Annotated in this window: 17 protein-coding genes; 12 read left to right on the top strand and 5 right to left on the bottom strand. The window is 67.0% G+C overall.

Annotation, left to right across the window (positions count from 1 at the left end; all coding sequences use genetic code 11):
• Nucleotides 1-8 precede the first annotated feature (8 nt).
• The gene (gene pgaA, locus AC07X5_RS21425) at nt 9-2,459 is read right to left on the bottom strand and encodes a poly-beta-1,6 N-acetyl-D-glucosamine export porin PgaA (protein WP_494771747.1); all 2,451 of its coding nucleotides are present in this window, start codon (nt 2,457-2,459) and stop codon (nt 9-11) included.
• Between the two features lie 442 nt (nt 2,460-2,901).
• Nucleotides 2,902-4,131 (bottom strand): phosphoglycerate dehydrogenase, encoded by a 1,230-nt coding sequence (serA, locus tag AC07X5_RS21420; RefSeq protein ID WP_494771746.1) that lies wholly within the window; start codon nt 4,129-4,131, stop codon nt 2,902-2,904.
• A gap of 289 nt (nt 4,132-4,420) precedes the next feature.
• On the opposite strand from serA, the gene ugpB reads away from it, so the two are divergent.
• The 6 genes from ugpB (at nt 4,421) to AC07X5_RS21390 (ending at nt 12,027) form a co-directional block, all read left to right on the top strand.
• Entirely contained in the window at nt 4,421-5,734 is a 1,314-nt protein-coding gene (ugpB, locus tag AC07X5_RS21415) for a sn-glycerol-3-phosphate ABC transporter substrate-binding protein UgpB (protein WP_494771745.1), read from the top strand.
• Between the two features lie 123 nt (nt 5,735-5,857).
• Nucleotides 5,858-6,739, top strand: a complete 882-nt coding sequence (gene ugpA, locus AC07X5_RS21410) for a sn-glycerol-3-phosphate ABC transporter permease UgpA (RefSeq protein WP_409954795.1) — start codon at nt 5,858-5,860, stop codon at nt 6,737-6,739.
• A gap of 2 nt (nt 6,740-6,741) precedes the next feature.
• A complete protein-coding gene (ugpE, locus tag AC07X5_RS21405; RefSeq protein ID WP_494771744.1) occupies nt 6,742-7,593 on the top strand; it encodes a sn-glycerol-3-phosphate ABC transporter permease UgpE in 852 nt (283 codons plus the stop codon).
• 78 nt (nt 7,594-7,671) lie between these two features.
• Nucleotides 7,672-8,682, top strand: a complete 1,011-nt coding sequence (locus tag AC07X5_RS21400) for a sn-glycerol-3-phosphate import ATP-binding protein UgpC (RefSeq protein ID WP_409954796.1) — start codon at nt 7,672-7,674, stop codon at nt 8,680-8,682.
• A gap of 6 nt (nt 8,683-8,688) precedes the next feature.
• Entirely contained in the window at nt 8,689-9,441 is a 753-nt protein-coding gene (ugpQ, locus tag AC07X5_RS21395) for a glycerophosphodiester phosphodiesterase (protein WP_494771743.1), read from the top strand.
• 78 nt (nt 9,442-9,519) lie between these two features.
• Entirely contained in the window at nt 9,520-12,027 is a 2,508-nt protein-coding gene (locus AC07X5_RS21390; RefSeq protein ID WP_494771742.1) for a DUF3772 domain-containing protein, read from the top strand.
• 1 nt (nt 12,028) lies between these two features.
• On the opposite strand, the gene AC07X5_RS21385 is transcribed toward AC07X5_RS21390, so the two are convergent.
• Nucleotides 12,029-12,307: a hypothetical protein gene (locus AC07X5_RS21385; protein WP_409954799.1), complete on the bottom strand. Its 279-nt coding sequence runs from the start codon at nt 12,305-12,307 to the stop codon at nt 12,029-12,031.
• Nucleotides 12,308-12,378: 71 nt separating this feature from the next.
• Between AC07X5_RS21385 and hemA the strand changes: the two genes are divergently transcribed.
• The 6 genes from hemA to paeA all read left to right on the top strand — a co-directional run bounded on the left by hemA (nt 12,379) and on the right by paeA (nt 18,698).
• Entirely contained in the window at nt 12,379-13,680 is a 1,302-nt protein-coding gene (gene hemA / locus AC07X5_RS21380) for a glutamyl-tRNA reductase (RefSeq protein ID WP_494771741.1), read from the top strand.
• Between the two features lie 87 nt (nt 13,681-13,767).
• Nucleotides 13,768-14,856, top strand: a complete 1,089-nt coding sequence (gene prfA / locus AC07X5_RS21375; RefSeq protein ID WP_494771740.1) for a peptide chain release factor 1 — start codon at nt 13,768-13,770, stop codon at nt 14,854-14,856.
• Nucleotides 14,857-14,879: 23 nt separating this feature from the next.
• Nucleotides 14,880-15,734 carry a peptide chain release factor N(5)-glutamine methyltransferase gene (gene prmC, locus AC07X5_RS21370; protein WP_409954851.1) on the top strand — a complete coding sequence of 285 codons (855 nt, stop codon included), beginning with the start codon at nt 14,880-14,882 and terminating at the stop codon, nt 15,732-15,734.
• Between the two features lie 53 nt (nt 15,735-15,787).
• Nucleotides 15,788-16,111 (top strand): Grx4 family monothiol glutaredoxin, encoded by a 324-nt coding sequence (gene grxD / locus AC07X5_RS21365; RefSeq protein ID WP_007854573.1) that lies wholly within the window; start codon nt 15,788-15,790, stop codon nt 16,109-16,111.
• Between the two features lie 156 nt (nt 16,112-16,267).
• Complete coding sequence (locus AC07X5_RS21360; RefSeq protein WP_409954855.1) at nt 16,268-17,275, top strand: AAA family ATPase; 1,008 nt, start codon at nt 16,268-16,270, stop codon at nt 17,273-17,275.
• Between the two features lie 91 nt (nt 17,276-17,366).
• Nucleotides 17,367-18,698: a polyamine export protein PaeA gene (paeA, locus tag AC07X5_RS21355; RefSeq protein ID WP_494771739.1), complete on the top strand. Its 1,332-nt coding sequence runs from the start codon at nt 17,367-17,369 to the stop codon at nt 18,696-18,698.
• Nucleotides 18,699-18,711: 13 nt separating this feature from the next.
• On the opposite strand, the gene AC07X5_RS21350 is transcribed toward paeA, so the two are convergent.
• Together AC07X5_RS21350 and AC07X5_RS21345 are read right to left on the bottom strand one after the other, a co-directional pair.
• Nucleotides 18,712-19,395 (bottom strand): lytic transglycosylase domain-containing protein, encoded by a 684-nt coding sequence (locus AC07X5_RS21350; protein WP_409954858.1) that lies wholly within the window; start codon nt 19,393-19,395, stop codon nt 18,712-18,714.
• Nucleotides 19,392-21,134 (bottom strand): proline--tRNA ligase, encoded by a 1,743-nt coding sequence (locus AC07X5_RS21345; protein WP_494771738.1) that lies wholly within the window; start codon nt 21,132-21,134, stop codon nt 19,392-19,394. The genes AC07X5_RS21350 and AC07X5_RS21345 overlap by 4 nt, the downstream gene beginning before the upstream one ends.
• Between the last annotated feature and the right edge of the window lie 11 nt (nt 21,135-21,145).

The following is a 21,145-nucleotide window of genomic DNA, read 5'->3' as shown; positions in this document are numbered from 1 at the left end:
AGGAGGCCTCAGAATTTGTAGAGAAGGTCGAACGCGGCGCGCCGGATGTTCTCGTCCACACCGTCATAGGGGCGGCGGGTGATGGAGAACGCCAGGCCCAGCTCGAAGGTGTCGTTCATGCGCAGGCGCTGGCCATAGCCGAAGGTGGCGACTCCGCCGGTGCTGTAGCCCCGCTGGCCGTAGGAGCCCACCCCCAGCTGGAAGCGCTGGCGCCACTCCGTCTGGTAGTGGCGGTACAAGACGTGTTGCACGTCCAGTGTGGGCATCGCGAACCAGTCGGACTCGGGCGCAAAGTACGGGCCGCCCGGCTGGCTGTTGCGCGAGCGCGAAAGCTCCAGCACCAGATCGCCATAGAGCCCGTAGCGCGTGAAGATGCGCTCGCGCCCCACGATGCCGAAGGAGGTGCGGCGGTTGCCATCGGAGTAGTCGAGCGCTCCGAGTGTGAGATTCCACTCGCGCCGTTCGTTTGCACGCCAGCGCAGGCCCGCGGTGGCGCTGTTGGCGGTGATGTCGCTGCGCAGTGCGCGAAGGGGCGTATCGCGCGAAATGCGCTCCGCTGCACCGCTGACCTGCCACTGGTCGCTGAATTCGTGCCGCGCTTCGAGCCGCAGCCCGGTGCGGTGGCCGTAGCCGAAGTCGTGGCTGGACACTTCGCCCTCTGCCGTGTTGTCGCGCCCGCGCCATTCGGCCCCGGTGCGCACGGTGCGGTGCAGGCCGCGCCCTTCGCGGAAATCGCCGCTGCCGAAGCCGTAACCGGCGAAGACCCGCCAGTTGTCCTTGATGGGGGCGCTGTAGACCGCCGTGTCGATGCCGTAGTCGCCGTTGCCGGTGGACGGGTTGGGGCTCGAGGAGAGCCCGCGGTAGCCGGAGATGCGCAATTCGGGCATGCGGTAGACACGACGCACCCGGTCCAGGCGCTGCGCTTGCAGGTTCTCGGGGTAGCGCGCCATCACGTCGTCGGCCAGTGCATCGGCCTGGGCCCATTCCTGCAGGTCCAGCGCGGTGAAGCCCTGCTGCAGCTCCAGCGAGAGCGCGCGCGGCTCCATGGCCTCGACCATCTTGAGCTCTTCTTCGGCGCGCCGCGGCCAGGCGCGGCCGCGGTAGACGCCGGCCAGCGCGATGCGCGCGCCCAGGTTGCCCGGGGCCATGGCGACCATGCGCTCGAAGCGCAGCTGGGCTTCGGGCGTGTCGTCCGAGAAGCTGTGCGCCTGGGCGGCTTCCATGGCCGCGCCGGCCCAGGCGCCCAGGCCCGAGGGAATCTTTGCCAGGGTCTGCGCCGTGTCGTCGGCCAGCGCCACGGCCTGGTCCATGGCTTCGACCTCCACCAGCGCGTAGAACAGGCCGGAGGCATCGCCCGCGCTGCCCACGGGATCGGCCTTGTGGCGCTCGCGCAGTTCGCTGTAGAGCCGGCGCGCCGCCTCGGCCTGGCGCAGGTAGAGGTAGGCACCGGCCACCCAGCGCAGCGCGTAGTCGGGCACGGGCACACCGTCGCGCCGCAGGGCCTCGTATTCGGACACCGCAGTGTCCATGCGGGCGCGCACCGTGAGGGCGCCGATGCGGTCGACGCGCATGCGCTGCACGTCGCGCAGCGCCTCCGGGTCTGTGCGCAGTTGGGTCAGCACCGGCTCGTAGAAGGCCAGCGCGCGGTCTGCCAGCGCAAAGCGCTGGCTCTCGCCCCGGGCGGGAGAGAAGGACAGGCGCACCAACTCCGCCCCGATGTCGCCCAGCAACCGGCGCTTTTGCGGGCTGCCCAGCAAGGAGGGCCTGGCGTCCACGAGTTCCTGCGCCTCCATGGGCAGCCCGGCGGACTGCAGCGCGTCGGCATAGGCAGACTCCACGCCAGCGTCATCGGGCGCCAGCGAGCGCGCGCGGCTGGTCTCGGCCAGCGCAGCATGGAAGCGGCGCGCGGCCGTGTGCACGTAGGCCAGCGCCAGGCGCCGGCGCGCCACCATGGGGGCGTCGGCCACCAGGGCCAGGGCCTTGGCCTGCGCGTCGGGGTCACGCCCGGCGTCGGCCAGCACCTGGATCTCGCCGATGCGCAACTGCGGGTCTTCCGGCTTGAGCGCCAGCGCGCGCGCATACAGGGCCAGGGCCTCATCCCATTGCCGCAGGTTGCGGTGGGCCAGGGCCACGTTCGCCAGTGTGCTCACCGGCAGTTCGCGCCGGGCACCGTGCTCGCGGTACACCTGCACCACTTCCTCGTCGAGCCGGGCCCAGCCGGCGATGTCGATCCAGTCGGCGACCAGGCGCGCGGCATCGGGCCGCGCCAATGGCTCCTGGCGCAAATATTCCAGGGCTGGCGCGGTGTCGCCGCTGCGTGCGCGGCGCACCAGCGCGTCATAGGCCTCGGCCGGCAAGGTGGCCGCATGCGCCAGCACGCAGGCCAGGGCACCGGCGGCCAGGGCAGCTTGCAGGGTCTGGCGCGCAGGCACACCATGAGAAAACGATTTCCCGGACATAGGGCAACGAGGATTCAGCGGAACAGGTGCGTGCACGGCCCGTCGCAGGCAACGCCTGGAGGGCCGCCTCTCGCAATGGACCCGGTGGCAGGCACCGGCGTGCGAAAGGGCTTCACAAATCCTTTTGTAAGAATTTGTGTGAAGTGCAATATTTTATAGCAGGTGCGAGGATAGGCAAAACGTCTGTCGTATGGAGTGCACATGCCCTCCATACGGACGGATTGGGCGACTGGATGTGTAACAGGACCATGCAGCAATAATGACAGGGGAACCCACCAATGCGGAGGTTTCGGACTGTTAACTATTCTGTCCGGGCGCTGCGCCCGGCATGTCGGAAACGCCCTGTGCAAGAGGTCAGCCATTGCCCCGCATGGCGCTGCCCACGCCACAGCCGCGCCGGGGCCACTGCTGCCGGCAGCGGCCCCGCGCCCTCAGCTTTCCATCAGAACAGTACGCGCGTGCGCAGCGTGCCGCCCACCTGGGCCAGCTTGTCCAGCGCCAGGTCGGACGAGGCGGCGTCGATGTCGATCACCACGTAGCCGATCTTCTCGTTGGTCTGCAGGTACTGGGACGAGATGTTGATCTGGTTGTCCGAGAAGATGCGGTTGATCTCGGACAGCACGCCCGGCACGTTGCGGTGGATGTGCAGCAGGCGGTGCTTGCCCGGGTGGGCGGGCAGCGCCACCTCGGGGAAGTTGACCGACGAGGTGCTGGTGCCGTTGTCGCTGTACTTCACCAGCTTCTCGGCCACTTCCAGGCCGATGTTGGCCTGCGCCTCCATGGTGGAGCCGCCCACGTGCGGCGTGAGGATCACGTTGTCCAGCCCGCGCAGGGGGGACTGGAACTCGTCCTTGTTGGTGCGTGGCTCCACCGGGAAGACGTCGATGGCGGCACCCAGCAGCTTGCGCGCCTTGAGCGCCTCGGCCAGCGGCTCGATCTCGACCACCGTGCCGCGTGCGGCATTGATCAGGATGCCGCCCGGCTTCATGGCCGCGATCTCGGCCGCGCCGATCATCCACTGGGTGGACGGCAGTTCAGGCACGTGCAGGCTCACGATGTCGCTTTGCGCCAGCAGATCGTGCAGCTTGTGCACCTGGCGCGCATTGCCCAGGGGCAGCTTGTTGACCACGTCGAAGAAGGCGACATGCATGCCCATGGCCTCGGCCAGCACCGAGAGCTGGGTGCCGATGGAGCCGTAGCCGACGATGCCCAGGGTCTTGCCGCGGATCTCATAGGCGTTGTCGGCCGATTTGAGCCAGCCGCCGCGGTGCGCCACGGCATTTTTTTCCGGAACGCCACGCAGCAGCAGGATGGCTTCGGCCAGCACCAGCTCAGCCACCGAGCGGGTGTTGGAGTACGGGGCGTTGAACACCGCGATACCGCGCTCGCGCGCGGCGTCGAGGTCCACCTGGTTGGTACCGATGCAGAAGCACCCCACCGCCACCAGCTTGTTGGCACGCGCAAACACCTCTTCGGTCAGCTGCGTGCGCGAGCGGATGCCCAGGAAATGCACGTCGGCGATCCTGGCCTTCAACTCCTCGTCGGGCAGCGCGCCGGAGACGGTTTCGATCTGGGTGTAGCCTGCGGATCGCAGCACTTCCACCGCAGAGGGGTGGATGCCTTCGAGCAGCAGGAATTTGATCTTGTTCTTGTCCAGAGAGTTGTTGGCCATGGCAGTTGATGGTTGCGAAAGAAATCGGAACGGGTCAGAAAACGCAATTGCGCACCGGATGAGGGCAGCACAAGCACCACTATGCACCAAGCATGGTGCAACGCACAAAACCTTGCCCAGCTCCGAGAATGCCCAAAGCTGTCACATAATCGTCACAAATAAACACATCAGCCGGTCACAGAGGGATTTCCCCCGTTGTGACCATGGCCGACAACGACACATCATTGTCACAAGGGCTGCCTAGCATCCGCCCTTTGTGCATTTCGCCATCCTCCAGAAGGAACTTTCCATGCAATTCAAGCACCTGGCACTGTCGGCTGCCATCGCCCTGTCCGTCTGCGCACCCGCGCAGGCCCAACAGCAAGTAGAAATCCAATGGTGGCATTCCATGAGCGCCGCCCTGGGTGACTGGGTGAACGATCTGGCCAAGCAGTACAACGCCAGCCAGACCAAGTACAAGGTCGTGCCCACCTACAAGGGCTCGTATGACGAATCGATGACGAGCGCCGTGGCGGCTTTCCGCGCCGGCAATGCGCCCCACATCATCCAGGTGTTCGAAGTGGGCACCGCCACCATGATGGCCAGCAAGGGCGCCATCGTTCCCGCCGCCAAGGTGCTGAACGACGGCGGTTTCAAGTTCGACCCCACCCAGTACGTGTCGGCCGTGGCCGGCTACTACACCGCACCCAACGGCCAGATGCTGAGCTACCCGCTCAACAGCTCGACCACCATCTTCTACTACAACAAGGATGCTTTCAAGAAGGCCGGCCTGGACCCTGAAAAGGCCCCCAAGACCTGGCCCGAAGTGTTCGCTGCCGCCTCCAAGCTCAAGGCCAGCGGCCACAGCTGCCCGTTCACCACCAGCTGGATCAGCTGGACGCAGCTGGAAAGCTTCTCGCTGTGGCACAACACGCTGTTCGCGTCCAAGAACAACGGTTTCGACGGCAACGACGCCCAACTGCAGATCAACACCCCGCTGCACGTGCGCCACTTCGAGAACCTGGCCAAGGCTTCCAAGGACGGCAGCTTCGTCTACAAGGGCCGCGCCAATGCGCCTGACGCCTCGTTCCCCTCGGGCGAGTGCGCCATGATCACCGGCTCGTCGGGCCTGTACGCCCGCGTCGCCAAGGAAGCCAAGTTCGCCTACGGCATCTCGGCCCTGCCCTACTACGACGACGTGAAGGGCGCGCCCCAGAACACCGCCATCGGCGGTGCCAGCCTGTGGGTGATGTCCGGCAAGAAGGCCGAGGAGTACAAGGGCGTGGCCGACTTCCTGAACTTCCTGAACGACACCAAGATCCAGGCCGCCAGCCACCAGCGCACCGGCTACCTGCCCGTGACCACGGCAGCTTACAAGCTGACCGAAGCCTCCGGTTTCTATGAAAAGAACCCCGGCACCGACGTGGCCGTGACGCAGATGATCCGCAAGGCCACTGACAAGTCGCGCGGCATCCGCCTGGGCAATTTCGTGCAGATCCGCACCATCATCGACGAGGAAACCGAGCAGATCTGGTCGGGCAAGAAGACCCCCAAGGAAGCCCTGGACACGGCCGCAACCCGCGGCAACGAGCAACTGGTGCGCTTCGCACGCGCCAACAAGTAAGCGCTTTTCGAGCGTTCATGGCAGCGGCACCGGCACACCGGCCGGGTCGCTGCCGAAAGCCCGCCTCCCTTGCAAACCCACCCGGTTTGCTGGTTGGCGGGTTGTCTTTTTGAGAGTCTGGACATGGAAAAACGCGTTCTCTTTCGCTCCGCGTGGCTGCCGTGGGTGCTCATTGCCCCCCAGTTGGCCATCATCAGCGTCTTCTTCTTCTGGCCCGCGGGCCAGGCCCTGGTGCAGTCGCTGCAGGAGCAGGACGCCTTCGGCACGTCGACCAACTGGGTCGGATTCGACAATTTCAGGACGCTGTTCAACGACCCGGGCTACCTTGCGTCCTTCAAGACCACGGCCTTCTTCTCGGCCCTGGTGGCGGTGATCGGCATCAGCGTGTCCCTGGTACTGGCCATCTTCGCCGACCGCATCATCAAGGGCGCGCTGGTCTACAAGACCGCCCTGTTGCTGCCCTACGCCGTGGCCCCCGCGGTGGCTGGCGTGCTGTGGATGTTCATGTTCTCGCCCTCGCTGGGCGTGGTGGCCTACCTGCTGCGCAAGTCGGGCTTCGACTGGAACCACCAGCTCAATTCCGACCACGCCATGGCGCTGATCGTGATCGCCTCGGTGTGGAAGCAGATCTCCTACAACTTCCTGTTCTTCCTCGCGGGCCTGCAGTCCATCCCGAAATCGCTCATCGAGGCCGCCGCCATCGACGGTGCCGGCCCCTGGCGCCGGTTCTGGAGCATCCAGTTCCCGCTGCTCTCGCCCACCACCTTCTTCCTCCTGGTGATCAACGTGGTCTACGCCTTCTTCGACACCTTCGCCATCGTGGATTCCACCACGCATGGAGGCCCGGGGCGCGACACCTCGATCCTGGTCTACAAGGTCTACCACGACGGCTTCAAGGCCATGGACATGGGTGGTTCGGCCGCGCAATCGGTGGTGCTGATGGTGATCGTCGTTGCCCTGACGGTCATCCAGTTCCGTTATGTGGAAAAGAAAGTGCAGTATTGACCATGGTAGAGCGCAGCCCTTACCTCAAACTCTTCTCGCACCTGATCATGGTGCTGGGCGTGATCATCGTCGGCTTCCCGCTGTACCTGGCCTTCGTGGCGTCCACCCACACCGCCCAGGACATCGTGCAGGCGCCCATGCCTCTGCTGCCCGGCAGCAACTTCTGGCAGACCTACCACGACACGCTGTTCGGCGGCGGCGCCGGCGCCGGCTCCACCGCGCCCGTGGCGCGCATGATGTGGGTGAGCTTCGTCACCGCGATCGTGATCACCGTGGGCAAGATCGCGATCTCGCTGCTCTCGGCCTTTGCCATCGTGTACTTCCGCTTTCCGTTCAAGGGCATCTGCTTCTGGCTGATCTTCATCACCCTGATGCTGCCCGTGGAAGTGCGCATCGGGCCCACCTACCAGGTGGTCTCCAACCTGGGCATGCTCAACACCTATGCGGGCCTCACGGTGCCGCTGATCGCCTCGGCCACGGCCACCTTCCTGTTCCGGCAGTTCTTCCTCACGGTGCCCGACGAATTGGTCGAAGCCGCCCGCGTGGACGGTGCCGGCCCCATGCGCTTCTTCAAGGACATCCTGGTGCCGCTGTCGCGCACCTCGATCGCGGCGCTGTTCGTGATCCAGTTCATCTACGGCTGGAACCAGTACCTGTGGCCGCTGCTGGTGACCACCTCGGAAGACATGTACCCCGTGGTCATCGGCATCAAGCGCATGATCGCCGGCGGCGATGCCGGCAATGAGTGGAACATCGTGATGGCCACTGCGCTGCTGGCCATGCTGCCGCCCGCGCTGGTGGTGGTGCTGATGCAGCGCTGGTTCGTCAAGGGCTTGGTGGACACCGAGAAGTAACAGGCCGCACACACCCTCTCTATGACCGTGGCGGCACCACCCATGCCGTCCAGACACAAACCAGATCCTCCAGTTGTTATGGCATCCCTCTCTCTTCGCAACATCGTCAAGCGCTACGGCACCGGCCCCAAGGCCAACCAGGTCATCCACGGCGTGAACGCCGAGATCAAGGACGGTGAGTTCGTCGTCATCGTCGGCCCCTCGGGCTGCGGCAAGTCCACCCTGCTGCGCATGGTGGCGGGGCTCGAGGAAATCTCCGGCGGCGAGCTGCGCATCGGCGACCGCGTGGTGAACGACCTGGAACCGGCCCAGCGCGACATCGCCATGGTGTTCCAGAACTACGCGCTCTACCCGCACATGACGAACTTCGAGAACATGGCCTACGGCCTGAAGATCGCCAAGGTGCCCAAGGAAGAGATCAAGGCGCGCGTGGACAAGGCCGCCAAGATCCTGGAGCTCGGCCACCTGCTCGAACGCAAGCCGCGCGAGCTCTCGGGTGGCCAGCGCCAGCGCGTGGCCATGGGGCGCGCCATCGTGCGCCAGCCCCAGGTCTTCCTGTTCGACGAGCCGCTGTCCAACCTGGACGCCAAGCTGCGCGCCCAGACCCGCCTGGAAATCCAGAAGCTGCACCGCGAGCTCGGCATCACCAGCCTGTTCGTGACGCACGACCAGGTCGAAGCCATGACCCTGGCCCAGCGCATGATCGTGATGAACGCCGGCAACATGGAGCAGTTCGGCACGCCCGAAGAGGTCTACCACACGCCCGCCACGACCTTCGTGGCCAGCTTCATCGGCTCGCCACCGATGAACCTGCTCAAGAACGCCCCAGGCGGCAAGGAAGGCACCATCCTCGGCATCCGCCCCGAGCACCTGGACGTGGGCAGCGACGGCTGGGCCGTGACGGTGGAAACCGTGGAGCTGCTGGGCGCCGAGCGCCTGATCTACGGCCGCCTGAATGGCGAGCAGCTCATCGTGCGCGTGGAGGAAGGAACCCATTCGCCAGCGCCCGACTCGGTGATCCACGTCGCGCCGCGTACGGACCGCCTGCACGCCTTCGACGCAGCCACGGGCAAGCGCATCGCTGGCTGACGCGCCATGAGCCACGAGCAGATCCCCGCCTGGCCCTACCCCCGCTGGATCGCCCACCGGGGCGCGGGCAAGCTGGCACCCGAGAACACGCTGGCGGCCTTCCGCCTGGGTGCCCAGCATGGCTACCGCATGTTCGAATGCGATGCCAAGCTCAGCCGCGACGGCGTGCCCTTCTTGATGCACGACGCCACGCTGCAGCGCACCACCAACGGCCAGGGTACCGGCGGCGACCTGGACTGGAGCGCTCTGTCGCAGCTCGACGCGGGCGGCTGGCACTCGCGCGCCCATGCGGGCGAACCCCTGCCCACGCTGGAGGCGCTGGCGCGCTACTGCATCGCCAATGGCTATTTCCTGAACATCGAGATCAAGCCCACGCCCGGGCACGATGAAGTGACCGGCCGCGTGGTGGCCGAGACCGCTGCCCGCCTGTGGCAGGGCCAGGCCGTGCCGCCCCTGCTGTCATCCTTCCAGCCTGCCGCGCTGGCCAGCGCCCGTGCTGCCGCACCGCAGCTGCCGCGTGCCCTGCTGGTGGACGTGCACCGCCAGGGCTTCGTGGATGAGGCCGTCGGCCTGGGCTGCATGGCCATCGTCTGCAACCATGCGCTGTGGGATGCCGCCTTGGTGGCCACCGTGCAGGGCCAGGGCATGTGCGCGCTGAGCTATACCGTGAACGATCCCTGGGCCGCACAGCGCCTGATCGCGCTGGGCACGGACGGCATCATCACCGACCGGGTGGATCTGTTCAGCCCGGCGGGCTGAAGAACCGGCCGGCACCCCGCCGCGGCGGGCTGGAACACTCTCTCACAAGGACTGCAGTGGGCGCAGCACAATGCGGGCATGACATTGCATTGCATCCGTGCCCGCCTGGCGGCTGGCGCTGCCTTCCTGGCTTTCGTGCTGGCGCTGGCCGCGTTGGCGCCGCCTACCGCACACGCCCAGGGCCGCACGCCGGCCCCTCCTGCAGCCCCCGCCAGTGCTTCCGGCAGCGAAAAGCCCGAACTGCCCAGCGTCGACGCGCTGCGCGAGCGCTTCGAGGCCATCCCCACAAAGATCGGCGAAGACGACGACTACCGCCAATGGCTCAGCGACATCTCGGCCATCGGCACGGCAGCCACCCAGGTGGCGGCACGGCGCGCCGAAGCGCTGGCCGACGTCGACACGCGGCTGTCCGGACTGGGCCCGGCCCCGGACAAGGGGGCCACGGCAGAGGCCCCCGACGTGGCGCAGCAGCGCAGCGCGCTGGCCAAGGAGCGCAGCAGCATCGATGCCGAGCTCAAGCTGGCGCGCCTGATCGCGGTGGATGCCGAGCAGCGCGGCGCCGACATCATCCGCCAGCGCCGTGAGCAGTTCCAGACCGCGCTCACGACGCGCATCGACTCGCCCCTGACCGGCAGCTTCTGGCGCAATGTGCGCAGCGCCTTCCCCGGCGATCTGGCACGCCTGCAATCGCTGGGCACCGAGCTGCGGCAAGCGGCAGCCCGGGCCTGGGAGCCCGCACACCGCACCGGCTTCGTGGTCAGCATGGCCATGGCCTTGTTCGTGGCCATTGCCGGCCCCTGGCTGGCCGAGCGCCTGCTGCTGCGCCTGGCCCCGGCGCGGCTGCCGCCAGGGCGGCTGCGCCGTTCGCTGCTGGCCTTCGCATCGGTGCTGGTGCACACCATGCTGCTGGCCCTGGCCGTCCAGTTGGCCTGGGGCGGGCTCACGGTGGAGGCGTCCCCGAGCCCGCGCCTGCAGGCCTTCGAGCGCGCCACCCTGCAGCTGGCGGTGTTCGCGGCGTTCATGATCGCGCTCGGCCATGCGCTGATCTCCCGCAAGCGCAGTTCCTGGCGCCTCACCGCCCTGTCGGACGAGCTGGCCACGCGCCTCGCCCCCTACCCCTGGTGGCTGGCGCTGACGACCGTGCTCGGCGGGCTTGTCATCGAGGTCAACCGCGTGGTGGGCGCCAGCCTCTCGGCCGAGGTTTCGGCACACGCCGTGTCGGCCCTGCTGATGGCTCTGGTGATCCTGTGCGCACTGCGCCACCTGCGCGCCCCTGCCGCAACACCATCCGCTGGCGTGGGCCAGGAAGGGCAGGATGGCAGCAACGCCAGCGAGCCAGCCTCGCAGGCACCGGCCCCCCGCCCCATCTGGATGGGCCTGCTGGTGGCGGGCGCGGCCGCCACAGCCATCGCCATCCTGGTGCTGCTGGTACTGGGCTTCGTGGCACTGGCGCACATGCTGGCCGGCCAGATGGTCTGGACCGGCGTGGTCTTTGCCACCACCTACCTGCTGTTCGAGCTGGTGGAGGACGTGGCGCAAGCCGTTCTGTCCTCGCGCGGCGGCTTTGGCCAGCGCCTGCACAAGGGCCTGGGCATCGACGGCAAGCTGCTCGACCAGAGCGCCGTGGTGGCCTCGGGCGCGCTGCGCGTGGTGCTGCTGTTCTACATGGTGATCGCCTTGCTGGCCCCGCTGGGCACCGCGCCGGACGAAGTGTTCCGCCGCGGCGGCAGCGTGAACCAGACGCTGCAGGTGGGCAGCGTGACGCTGGCGCCGCAGGCGCTGCTCACGGCGCTGGCGATTGCCTGTGCCGGCTTCGTGATGATCCGCATCCTCAAGCGCTGGCTCAGCGACCAGTTCTTTCCCAACACCTCGCTGGAGCCTGGCATGCGCAGCTCCATCGTCACCCTGCTGGGCTATGTGGGTGGCGTGGCGGTGATCGCCATCGCGCTGGCGGGCCTGGGGATCAGCGTAGAGCGCATCGCCTGGGTGGCGAGTGCGCTCTCGGTGGGGATCGGCTTCGGGCTGCAGGCCATCGTGCAGAACTTCATCTCGGGCCTTATCCTGCTGGCCGAACGGCCGGTGCGCGTGGGCGACTGGGTGGTGCTGGGCGAGACCGAGGGCGACGTGCGCCGCGTGAACGTGCGCGCCACCGAGATCCAGCTCGGGGACCGCTCCACCGTGATCGTGCCCAACTCCGAGTTCATCACCAAGACCGTGCGCAACATGACGCTCACCGGCGCCCCGGGCCGCGTGCTGCTGCGCCTGCCGGCACCGCTCGATACCGATGCCCAGCGCATGCGCACGCTGATCCTGGAGGCCTTCACCGCCCACGAGGGCATCATGGACGACCCCGAACCCATCGTGCAGCTCGAAGGCATCCTGAACGGCACGCTGACCTTCCTGGCGATTGGCTATGTGAGCAACCCGCGCAATGCGGGTGGGGTGCGCAGCGATCTGCTGTTTTCCATCCTGGACAAGCTGCGCGATGCGGGCCTGGCGCTGTCGCCGCCGGCCACCACCGCGGTGGCGCACAGTGCGCGGGCACAGGGAGGAGATACGCCCCTGGCGCCGGTTGCGCCGGGCTGACTCAGGCTTTCCAGCTTTTGCCCAAGCACCACTGGCAGGTGGCGCAGGCCACCACCAGGGCGGCATAGGTGGCCATCTTGCCGTCCCGGCCCAGGACCACCAGGCCGGCCAGCAGCACGGCGCTACCCACTCCCAATTGGATAGCGAACTGTGCCCATGCAGCGTAGTTCGAACCCGATTTCCAGCGGAGGATGCGGCTGCCCAGCGCCATCAGGACCGCCATGGCTGCGGCCGGGGCGAAGAAGTTGAGCAGGTGGTTGAGCGTGTCCAGCGGACCCATAGGAATTGACCCAGATCAAGGCTATCCCAGGCAGTTGTACCGGGATGTTCCAACGATTTTATAATCGGGGCATGGCAGTCTGGGCCCTCGGCATCAACCACACCACCGCGCCCCTCGATCTGCGCGGCAGGTTCGCGTTCGCGCTCGACCAGATTGCGCCCACCCTGCAGGGCCTGCGCCAGTCGCTGGGCCAGCAAAGCCGCCACCCCAGCGTGGAAACGGCCATCATCTCCACCTGCAACCGCACCGAGATCTACTGCGCGGGCGAGCAGGCGGCCATCGACCACACCCTGGGCTGGCTGGCGCAAAGCGGCGGCGTGAGCCCGGCGCTGTTGCGCTCGCACTCGTATTCGCTCGAAGACAGCCTGGTGGCGCGCCACGCTTTCCGCGTGGCCAGCGGGCTCGATTCCATGGTGCTGGGCGAGGCGCAGATCCTGGGCCAGATGAAGGACGCCGTGCGCGCCGCCGAGACGGCCGGTGCCCTGGGCACCACGCTGAACCAGCTGTTCCAGCGCAGCTTTGCGGTGGCCAAGGAGGTGCGCACTTCCACCGAGATCGGTGCGCACAGCATCAGCATGGCGGCCGCCGCCGTGCGCCTGGCGGGCCAGCTGTTCGAAGACCTGGGCAAGATCCGCGTGCTCTTCGTGGGCGCGGGTGAGATGATCGAGCTGTGTGCCACGCACTTCGCGGCCAGGAACCCCAAGCAGATCGCGATTGCCAACCGCACACTGGAGCGTGGCGAAAAGCTCGCCACGCGCTTTGGCGGCGAGGTGATGCGCCTGGCCGACCTGCCAGAGCGGCTGCACGAGTTTGACGCCGTCATCAGTTGCACGGCCAGCAGCCTGCCCATCATCGGCCTGGGTGCCGTGGAGCGCGCGCTCAAGAAGCGCCGCCACCGCCCCATGTTCATGGTGGACTTGGCCGTGCCGCGCGACATCGAGCCCGAGGTCAAGGCCCTGGGTGACGTTTACCTGTACACCGTGGACGACCTGGCCAGCGTGGTGCAGACCGCCCAGGCCAACCGCCAGGCCGCCGTGGCCCAGGCCGAGGCCATCATCGATGCGGGCGTGCAGAGTTTCATGCACTGGATGGACCAGCGCCACCCCGAAGGCGGCGTGGTGCCCCTGATCCAGCAGCTCAATGCCCAGACCGACAGCTGGCGCGCCGCCGAGATCGCGCGCGCCAAGAAGCTGCTGGCCCGCGGCGAGGACGTGGATGCCGTGCTCGAAGCCCTGTCGCGCGGCATCACGCAGAAGATGCTGCACGGCACCATGGCCGAGCTGCATGCCGGCGATGCCGAGATGCGTGCCCAGACGGCGCAGACCGTCTCGCGCCTGTTCCTGCGCTCGCAAAGCAAGCACAACGGCCTGTAGCGGCGACCGCCGCCCCACCGGCCCGCTGTCCGCTACCGGCAGCATCCGCTGCGAAAGCGCAGCCCCCTCCCCACTTTTTGGCACCGCATGAAGACCTTTCTCCGAAACCAGCTGGAACGCTATGCCCAGCGCCTGGGCGAACTCGATTTCCTGCTCTCGCGCGAGGACATCATGGGCGACATGGCGCAGTACCGCCTGATCTCGCGCGAGCACGCCGAAGTCACCCAGGTGGCCGGCCGCTATGCCCGCTACCAGCAGCGCGAGGCCGACCTTGCCGGCGCCCGCGAGATGCTCGCCGACCCCGACATGGCCGAGATGGCGCAGGAGGAAATCACCAGTGCCGAAGCCGAGCTGGTGGAACTGGAAGACGAGCTGCAACGACTGCTGCTGCCCAAGGATCCGGATGACAGCCGCAACGCCTTCCTGGAAATCCGTGCCGGCACCGGCGGTGACGAGTCGGCCCTGTTCGCGGGGGACCTCACGCGCATGTACTCGCGCTATGCCGCCAACGTGGGTTGGAAAGTCGAGGTGGTGAGCGAGAACGCGGCCGAACTCGGGGGCTACAAGGAAATCGTGCTGCGCATCGAGGGGGACAATGTGTATGGTGCCCTCAAGTTCGAGTCCGGAGGCCACCGCGTGCAGCGCGTGCCCGCGACCGAGACGCAGGGCCGCATCCACACCAGCGCCTGCACGGTGGCCGTGATGCCCGAACCCGACGAGACCGAGACCATCAAGCTCAACCCGGCGGACCTGCGCATCGACACCTTCCGCGCCAGCGGCGCCGGCGGCCAGCACATCAACAAGACCGATTCGGCCGTGCGCGTGGTGCACCTGCCCACCGGCATCGTCGCCGAATGCCAGGACGGCCGCAGCCAGCACAGCAACAAGGCCAAGGCGCTGCAGGTGCTGCAGGCACGCATCCAGGAAAAGGAGCGCAGCGAGCGCGCCGCCAAGGAAGCCGCGCTGCGCAAGGGCCTGATCGGCAGCGGTGACCGCAGCGACCGCATCCGCACCTACAACTTCCCGCAGGGCCGGCTCACGGACCACCGCATCAACCTCACGCTGTACAAGCTGCTGCTGGTGATGGAAGGTGACCTGGGCGATGTGCTCGAAGCTCTGGCCCATGCGCGTGAGGCCGAGCAGCTTGAGGAACTGGAGACCAGCGCGGCGGTCTGATCCCCTGCAACGCCCTGCCCGCCATGGACGACACCACCGCCAACCCGCCCGCCACCGTGGCCGATGCCCTGGGCCAGGCCCGCACCCTGGGCCTGGCGCGCATCGACGCGCAACTGCTGCTGCTGCAGGCGGTGGGCCGGGCCGGTACCGACCGCGCCTGGCTGCTGGCGCACGACACCGACGCGCTGTCGCCCGAAACAGCGCAGCGCTTCCAGGCGCTGTGCCTGCGCCGCACGGCAGGAGAGCCGGTGGCCTACCTCACCGGCACCAAGGAGTTCTACGGCCTGCCCCTGTCCGTGGACGCACGCGTGCTGGACCCGCGTCCCGACACCGAGACCCTGGTGGACTGGGCGCTCAAGCTCATCACACCCCTGCCCGCTCCGCACGTGGTGGACCTGGGCACAGGCAGCGGCGCCATCGCGCTGGCCCTGCAGCACCAATGCGCCGCCGCCCAGGTGCTGGCGGTGGATGCCAGTGCGGACGCGCTGGCCGTGGCGCAGGCCAATGCCGCGCGACTGGCTCTGCCCGTACGGTTTGTGCAGGCCAACTGGCTGCATGGCGTGGATGGACGCTTTGACGCCATTGTCTCGAACCCACCCTATATTCCCGCCGCCGACCCGCATCTGGCGGCGCTGACCCACGAACCGCTTGCGGCCCTGGCCAGTGGCGAGGACGGGCTGGACGATATACGCACCATTGTGGTGCAATCCCCGGACCATCTGCTCCCCGGCGGCTGGCTGCTGCTGGAGCACGGCCATGACCAGGCGCAAGCCGTGTGCGCGCTGCTGCGCGAGCGGGGCTTCGAGCAGGTGCAAAGCCGCATGGACCTGGCAGGCATCGCACGCTGCTCGGGCGGACAATGGCCAGGAATGAAATAATCGCGGTATTGCGGGCCGCGGAGGCCCGCCCGCCCCTTTGAAGGAGTATTCCCATGAGCGACACCCAGCAACGCATCGACGCCCTCGTGAAATCCAGCGACATCCTGCTGTTCATGAAGGGCAACGCCAGCTTCCCCATGTGCGGCTTCTCGGGCCGCGCGATCCAGATCCTCAAGGCCAGCGGTGTGGATCCCAAGACTGTGGTCACCGTGAACGTGCTCGAGGACGACGAGATCCGCCAGGGCATCAAGGAATACAGCCAGTGGCCCACCATCCCGCAACTGTACGTGAAGGGTGAGTTCATCGGCGGCTCGGACATCATGATGGAAATGTACGAGTCGGGCGAACTCAAGCAGGTGCTGGGCACCGGCGAATAAGCGATTCCTCGCTTGCCAAGAAGCCGCCCACGGGCGGCTTTGTGCTTTCTGGCAACACAAGGCGTTGTCAGGGCTTGTCCTGCATTTCGTCGGGCATGTTGTGTGCTTGAATGCTTGCGAGATGTGACGCTTTTGCAACTCACCAAGGAGCATGCGATGACCGGCCATAGCCTTGTTCCCCACACCCCCGCCCTGCGCCTGCCGGTGGCCCAGATGCGCAACGTGTTCCACCCCGGCGATGTGGAGCGCAAGCTCTCACGGCTGCAGGAGTCGGGCAACCAGCGCGAGTACGAATCCCTGCGCACCGTATACGAGCGCATGCTCGAACGCGGACCGGAGCGCTTCCAGGTCAAGCCCTCGGGCGTGCCCGACATGGCCAGCCTCTACGAACAATTGCCCAACTTCACCGACGTGCTGGACGATGTGAAGCGCCATGTGGCCCTGGCGCAGGACAGCAGCGACGGCCTGGAAGTGACACCCATGCTACTTTTGGGCCCGCCGGGCATCGGCAAGACCCACTTCGCGCGGCACCTGGCCGAACTGCTGGGCACGGGCATGAACCTGTTGCCCATGAGTTCCATGACCGCGGGCTGGCTGCTCTCGGGCTCGTCCGCGCAATGGAAGGGCGCACGGCCTGGCAAGGTGTTCGAAGCGCTGGTGGAGGGCGAGTACGCCAACCCCGTGATCGTGGTCGACGAGATCGACAAGGCCGCATCCGATGCGCAGTACGACCCGCTGGGCGCGCTTTACAGCCTGCTCGAGCACGACACGGCGCAGAGCTTCACCGATGAGTTCGCCGAGGTGGCCATCGACGCAAGCCAGGTCATCTGGATCACCACGGCCAACGACACGCGCGGCATTCCCGACCCCATCCTGAACCGCATGAACGTGTTCGAGGTGGAGGCGCCCACGCTGGCGCAGGCCCGCACCATTGCACGCAACCTGTACCAGGGCATACGCGCGGGACACGACTGGGGCCGCCTGATCGACCCCGAGCCCCAGGGCGACGTGCTGGACCTGCTGGCCACGATGCCGCCGCGCGAGATGCGCCGTGCACTGATGACGGGCTTTGGCAACGCCCGGCTGGACCGGCGTTCCACGGTGGAGGTGGCCGACCTGCCGCGGGCCGCCGCCGGGCGCGGGCGCATCGGCTTCGTGCAGTAGGCGGAGGCCCGCAATGGGCGCCTTGGTGCGCCGGGCAGGCAGATACACTCTGTAGCCCGGTGTGCCACAGCGCCACGCTCTGTCGCCTTCCATGAGTCTTACCCAAAGCTTTTTCGTGATCGGGCTGCTGATTGCAGCCAGCGCCTTCTTCTCCATGGCCGAAATTTCGCTGGCGGCCGCACGCCGCCTGCGGCTGCGGCAGATGGCCGACGAGGGCGATGCACGCGCAGACCGCGTGCTGCGCATGCAGGAGCACCCGGGCGACTATTTCACGGTGGTGCAAGTGGGGCAGAACGCGGTGGCCATCCTCGGCGGCATCGTCGGCGAGGGGGCGCTGAGCCCGCACTTCAGCGTGCTGTTCGGCTGGTGGCTGAGCGAGGGCCATGCACAGACGGTGGGCTTCCTGGCCTCGTTCCTGGTCATCACCTCGCTGTTCATCCTGTTTGCCGACCTGTTCCCCAAGCGCCTGGGAATGGCCGAACCCGAGCGGCTGGTGGTGCGCCTGGCCGAGCCCATGGCCTGGTGCATGACCCTGCTGCGCCCAGTGGTCTGGTTCTACAGCCGGCTGGCAGATGCGCTGTTCCGCGTGCTCGGGCTGTCGTCGCTGCGCGACGACCGCATCACCTCGGACGACATCCTGGCCATGATGGAGGCCGGCACGCGCGCCGGCGTGCTGGCGGCGCGCGAGCAACAGGTGATCACGAATGTGTTTGAGCTCGATACGCGCACCGTGTCGAGCGCCATGTCGCAGCGCGACCGGGTGTCCTTCTTCCTGCGCGACGAGCCCGATTCGGTGATACGCCTGCGCATTGCGGCCGAGCCGTTCTCCACCTACCCGGTGTGCGAGGGCGACATCGATCACGTGGTGGGCTATGTGGACGCCAAGGACCTGTTCCAGCGCGTGCTCAACAACCAGCCCATCTCGCTGGCCGACGACAGCCTGGTGCGCAAGGTGCTGATCGTGCCGGACCGGCTCACCTTGTCGGAGGTGCTGGAGCAGTTCCGCCAGGTGCACGAGGACTTTGCGGTCATCGTCAATGAATACAGCCTGGTGGTGGGTGTGGTGACCCTCAACGATGTGATGAGCACGGTGATGGGCGACTTGGTCTCGCCGCTGGACGAGGAGCAGATCGTGCGGCGCGACGAGAACTCGTGGCTCATCGACGGCGTGACGCCCATCGGCGACGTGCTGCGCGCCCTATCGCTCGACGAACTGCCCCATGCCGAGGAGTACGAGACGCTGGCCGGCTTTTTAATGGTGATGCTGCGCCGCGTACCGCGCCGCACGGACAGCGTGAGCTGGGGCGGCTACAAATTCGAGGTGCTGGACGTGGACAGCTACCGCATCGACCAGGTGATGGTTTCGCGCCTGTCGCAGGCGGGAGGCCAGGACAACGCGAACACGCCAGGAACCATCGTCTAGCTCCCGCGAGAGATCAGCCAGCCGCTGGCCGGTCGACGTATTCCCAGCTGCGCTGGGCACCGAATACGGCATTCGGATAGGGTGGACGCCCCCGGCTGCCGTTGTAACGGCCCAGCGCCATGAACAAATCGCCGCGCTCGCGGTCGATGTAGTGGCGCAGGATCACGCAGCCAAAGCGCAGGTTGGTCTGCATATGAAAGAGCTTGCCGGCATCGCCATCGCCGATCACGCGTGTCCAGAACGGCATGACCTGCATGTAGCCGCGCGCGCCCACGCTGGAAACGGCGAACTTGCGGAAGCCGCTCTCCACCTGGATCAGGCCGAGCACCAGGGACACGTCGAGCCCGGCGCGCTTGGACTCGTACCAGACGGTCTGCAGAAAGTCGCGGCGCACCTCCCACTCGGGCTTGCGCCGGCGCAGGCGGTCGCTCATCGCGGCCAGCCAGCGCACGTAATGCAGGCGGGTGTCGGTGGTGAAGAATTCGGGCTCGGGCGGGGCCTGGTTGGCGATGGCGGAGCTCAGCGCGGTGCGCACCGAGTCCATCAGGGGCTCTTCGAGCTGGCCGCCAGCGTGCGCCGCCGTGGGCGCAACCAGCCAGGCCGAGGGAGCCGCCAGCGACGCGGCGGCCACCAGGCAGTTGCGCCGCGACAGCCCGGTGCCCAGCCCGTTCAATGCGTCCACCCCCTCGCCGCTCATACCGCCATGCGGCCCTTCACGTGGGCCCAAATGTCGGTGATCGCCACCTTGGTGGCGGCGCTGTCGCGGCGGTGCTGGTATTCGACATGGCCTTCCTTGAGGCCACGGTCGCCGATCACCACCCGGTGGGGCACGCCGATCAGCTCCCAGTCGGCGAACATCGCGCCAGGGCGCTCGCCGCGGTCGTCGAGCAGCACGTCCACGCCTTGGGCGAGGAATTCGGCATAGAGCTTATCGGCCGCGGCCTTGACTTCCTCGCTGCGGTCCATGCCGATGGGGCAGATCACCACGGTGAAGGGGGCAATGGCGTCGGGCCAGATGATGCCGCGCTCGTCATGGTTCTGTTCGATGGCGGCGGCTGGCAGGCGCGTGATGCCGATGCCGTAGCAGCCCATCTCCAGCGGCTGGGGCTTGCCGTTCTCGTCGAGGAAGGTGGCATTCATGGCGCGGCTGTACTTGGTACCGAGGTAGAACACATGGCCCACTTCGATACCGCGCTCGATCGCCAGTTCCCCTTTGCCGTCGGGCGAGGCATCGCCTGCCACGACGTTGCGCAGGTCGGCCACGGCGTCGGGCTCGGGCAGGTCACGGCCCCAGTTGACCCCGGTCATGTGGAAATCGGCTTCGTTGGCGCCGCAGATCCAGTCGGCCATGAGCGCCACGTCCCGGTCGACCACGGTCTTCACGGGCTTCTTGAGGCCCAGGGGACCGAGGTAGCCGGGCTTGCAGCCGAAGTGCTCCTCGATTTCACCGAGGGTGGCGAAGCGGAAACCCGAAAGGCCGGGCACCTTGCCAGCCTTGATCTCGTTCATGTCATGGTCGCCTCGCAGCAGCAGCAGCCAGACCTGGGTCTTGACGGTCTCGCCCGCCTCGTTGATCTCGTCAGTGGCCAACACCAGCGACTTGACCGTGGTATTGAGCGGCACCTTGAGCAGTTCGGCCACATCGGCACAGGTGCTCTTGCCGGGCGTGGGGGTCTTGGTCAGGGCCTGGGAGGCAGCGCCGCGCGGGCCTGTGGGCGCCAGGGCCTCGGCCTTTTCCATGTTGGCGGCATAGTCGCTGCCGGGGCAGTAGACGATGGCGTCTTCGCCGGTGGCGGCGATCACCTGGAATTCCTCGCTCAGGTCCCCCCCGATGGCGCCGCTGTCGGCTGCCACGGCACGGTAGGTCAGACCGAAGCGGTCGAAGATGCGGCGGTAGGCCTGGGCCATGACCTGGTAGCTCGCCTTGGCAGCCGCCTGATCGCGGTCGAAGCTGTAGGCGTCCTTCATCGTGAACTCGCGGCCGCGCATCAGTCCAAAGCGCGGACGGCGCTCGTCACGGAACTTGGTTTGGATCTGGTAGAAGTTTTTTGGCAACTGTTTGTAGCTGCGCAGTTCCTGGCGAGCGATGTCAGTAATCACTTCTTCGCTGGTGGGCTGAATCACGAAGTCGCGGCCATGGCGGTCCTGGATGCGCAGCAGTTCCGGGCCCATCTTCTCGAAGCGGCCGGTTTCCTGCCACAGTTCGGCCGGCTGGACCACGGGCATGGTCAACTCCACGGCGCCGGCCCGGTTCATCTCCTCGCGCACGATGGCCTCGACCTTGCGCACCACGCGCAGCCCCATGGGCATGTAGTTGTAGATGCCCGCGCCCAGCTTCTTGATCAGGCCGGCGCGCGTCATCAACTGGTGGCTCACCACCTCGGCATCGGCAGGCGCTTCCTTGAGGGTGGAAATGAAGAATTGGGAGGCTTTCATGCTGGGGCGAA

The organism is Acidovorax sp. GW458-11-26-14-TSB4 (assembly GCF_059423865.1).
Note: the sequence above shows the minus strand (reverse complement) of the source record. Positions and strands in the feature narration are given on the sequence as shown.